Raw genomic sequence first — 3,108 nt, forward strand, 5'->3', positions numbered from 1 at the left:
GAAGCGATCGGCGTGGGCGTCGGCACGATCACGCTCGACGACTTCAAACATACCGATCTGATGTTCTTCTTCGGCCAGAACGTCGGCACGAACAGTCCGCGCATGCTCCATGATTTGCAGGAAGCGAGAGAACGCGGCGTGCCGATCATCACGTTCAATCCAATCCGCGAGCCGGGTCTGGTGAGCTTCGTCAATCCGCAATCCGCTACCCAAATGCTCAAGCCCGGTGCGACGCAGATCAGCACGCAATATCACCAGGTGAAGGCCGGCGGCGATTCCGCGGCAATTGTCGGCATCTGCAAGGCAGTGATCGAAGCGGATGAGCGCGCGCAAGTCGAAGGCGCCGCGCGCATTCTCGATACTGCGTTCATCGAAGAACACACGACCGGTTTCGGCGATTTCGCAAATTATGTGCGCAACGTCAGTTGGGAAGAACTGGAACATACGTGCAGCCTGACACGCGCTGCACTGACCGAGGCGGCGGACGAGTACATGCGGGCCAAAGCGGTCATCATCCACTACGGCATGGGCGTGACGCAGCACCGAATGGGCGTGCAGAACGTGCGGATGATCGTCAATCTGCTGCTGTTGCGCGGCAATATCGGCAAGCCGGGTGCCGGAGCGTCCCCGATTCGCGGACATTCGAACGTGCAGGGGCAACGCACGGTCGGCGTAACGGAAAAGCCGGAGTTGGCGCCGCTCGACAAACTCGCCAGCCAATACCATTTCGAGCCGCCGCGCAATCAGGGTATGGCGACTGTCGACGCATGCAAAGCCGTGATCGACGGCAAGGTGCGCGCGGTGTTTCAACTTGGCGGCAATCTCGTGCGATCGGTGCCCGACCGTTATGCGATCGAGCCCGCCTGGCGCAGGCTTCGCCTGACCGTGAACATCGCCACCAAACTCAACCGCAGCCATCTCGTACACGGCGAGGTCTCGTATCTGCTGCCGTGCCTGAGCCGCATCGAAATCGATAAGCGGATGGGCCAAGCGCAAGCGGTCTCAATGGAAGACAGCACCGGCTGCATGCACGGGTCTCGTGGCGTCGCACAGCCAGCAAGTGACCGACTGTTGTCCGAACCGGCAATCGTCGCGGGCATCGCGAAGGCGACACTCGATTCGTCATCGGTCGACTGGGATGCGTGGAGCAACGACTATGCGCTCGTCCGCGACGCGATCGCCGAAACCTATCCCGACATCTTCCACGACTTCAATGCGCGGATGTGGACACCGGGCGGCTTTCATCGTCCGTTGCCGGCACGCGAACGCAAATGGAAGACGAAAAGTGGCAAGGCGGAATTCATGGTGCCGCAAACGCTGCATGAAGATCCCGACATGCCCGAGCGCCGGCCTGACGAATTGCGCCTGTTCACGGTGCGCAGCGACAGCCAGTTCAACACGACGATCTATACGCTGGATGACCGTTTTCGCGGCGTGCGCGGCTCGCGGATGGTGCTGTTGATGAACGAACGGGACATCGAGCGGCATGGGCTATCGGCTGATGCCGAGGTGTCGCTGGAAGCCGTATCGCCAGACGGCAAAAAGCGCCAGGTGGACGGTTTCAGGATCATCCCGTTCGATCTACCTGCCGGTTGCGTCGCTGGATACTACCCGGAATGCAACCCATTGATCCCGCTGTCGCACCACGCAAAGGAGAGCAAGGTGCCTGCGGCGAAGGCGATTCCGGTGCGGATCGTTACAGCGCAAACGGCTTGATCTCGCCTGTTTGGAGTGGGAGCGCTTGCGGAGTACTGTGCGTGGCGGCCGCGTGCAACAGCACGTATGCGTCCACAAATTCGGATCGTCGTCCGCGATAAGCAGCCGCGCGGGGTTTGAACTGGACCTGGTGCGTGCGGCGCATCCGCACCGCCAGTTCGATCTGGTTGGGGTCGGCGACTGCGAGGGCGTTTGGGACGGGCCAGCGTCTTCAGCAGTTACGTGGCAACCTGGTTCTGAATGCGGTCAAATACGGAGCGCGAGACGCGCCGGTGGGTGTGTCGCTGACCGGTGAGGAAGCGGAAGTCGTCCTGGAGGAGAAAAACAGCGGGGCCGCCATTGAGCGTTCAACCCTCGACCGCATCTTTGATCCGCTCCACACCGCCCCGGAGCGCCGCTTATCAGTGCCGCCGTCGCAGCGCCATGGGCGTTACCGCCGCCCGTTCCACTGTTACCGTTTCCACCGGCGCTTTGCCCCAAAGCCACGGTCGACATTGCCGCAAGAACATTGCTAAAAGGACCCACGTTTGTTGTTTCGTCGAACGCCTCGTGGAAAAATTAACTAGCCCACGTCACGCAAACGCCGTCAGTCCGCGGTTACGCCTTTCTGTTTTGCAAGATCCTGCGCCATCCGATAGTGCTTCTGAATCGTGGGTAGCGCCTTCTGGGCCGCCTTCTTCAGGTCCGCGTTTTGTCCATCCGAAATTTCCTTTTGAAACGCATCCAGCGCTTGCTTGTGACCCGCCAGGCCGACCTTGCTGATGTAGGCATTGTCGAAGTCCTTGCCTTTCAGCGGTTTCAGCGAATCAAGCAACGATGTGTCGGAGTTGTCCTTCGGCACGGTCACGCCCTTGGGCGCGGCCATCTTCAACTGCACCGTCAGCTCGGTGTGGTCAATGATCATGTGACGTCCGAAGGACTTGACGTCCGCGTCGCTGGAATGGGTCATCGCGAGCTTGCCGGCGTCTATCTCGGTCGACGAGGACATTGATGCTGCCTGCACAAACGCTTTATCGGCGTCCGACAGCGGATTGGCCGCCGTGGTCGAGGCCGCTTCAGTTGCGTTTTGCGCGTGGACGAGCGGAGTGCCGAGCACCAGGCAAGCGGCAAGTAGCGCGGAAAATGACGTTGTCTTCATTCGTTTCTCCCTGGGTTGGTAATAAAAGCTTCGCACGCGGAAGCCTCAGCAACCCTCGTTCCACGCAATGGCGTCGCCCGATCGCATCGTGGTAATATTTAACATTTACTGTGCATACATACAGTAGTCATGCCCCGACCACCCAGTTACACCATCGCAGTACGCGCCCTGTGCGAGTTCACCGCCAAACGCGGTGATCTCGATCTGCGCTTCACGCCGTCGCCAACCGCGCAAGAAGGCATGGCGGGACATAA

3 protein-coding genes are annotated in these 3,108 nt (G+C 60.1%); 2 read left to right on the top strand and 1 reads right to left on the bottom strand.

Features of this window, described 5'->3' with window-relative positions:
* A partial coding sequence (locus tag WCA53_RS16475) for an FdhF/YdeP family oxidoreductase (RefSeq protein WP_423912505.1) occupies positions 1-1,716 on the top strand: 1,716 nt, incomplete at its 5' end.
* Positions 1,717-1,832: 116 nt separating this feature from the next.
* The gene (locus WCA53_RS16480; protein ID WP_423912510.1) at positions 1,833-2,231 is read left to right on the top strand and encodes a sensor histidine kinase; all 399 of its coding nucleotides are present in this window, start codon (positions 1,833-1,835) and stop codon (positions 2,229-2,231) included.
* Positions 2,232-2,302: 71 nt separating this feature from the next.
* On the opposite strand, the gene WCA53_RS16485 is transcribed toward WCA53_RS16480, so the two are convergent.
* The gene (locus WCA53_RS16485; RefSeq protein WP_423912515.1) at positions 2,303-2,854 is read right to left on the bottom strand and encodes a DUF4142 domain-containing protein; all 552 of its coding nucleotides are present in this window, start codon (positions 2,852-2,854) and stop codon (positions 2,303-2,305) included.
* Between the last annotated feature and the right edge of the window lie 254 nt (positions 2,855-3,108).

The sequence above is a fragment of the Caballeronia sp. genome, from assembly GCF_049581465.1.
Classification (GTDB): Bacteria; Pseudomonadota; Gammaproteobacteria; order Burkholderiales; family Burkholderiaceae; genus Caballeronia.

Excerpts from the sequence above, each read along its gene's own strand:
- WCA53_RS16485 (WP_423912515.1), bottom strand. The coding sequence starts at position 2,854 with ATGAAGACAACGTCATTTTCCGCGCTACTTGCCGCTTGCCTGGTGCTC.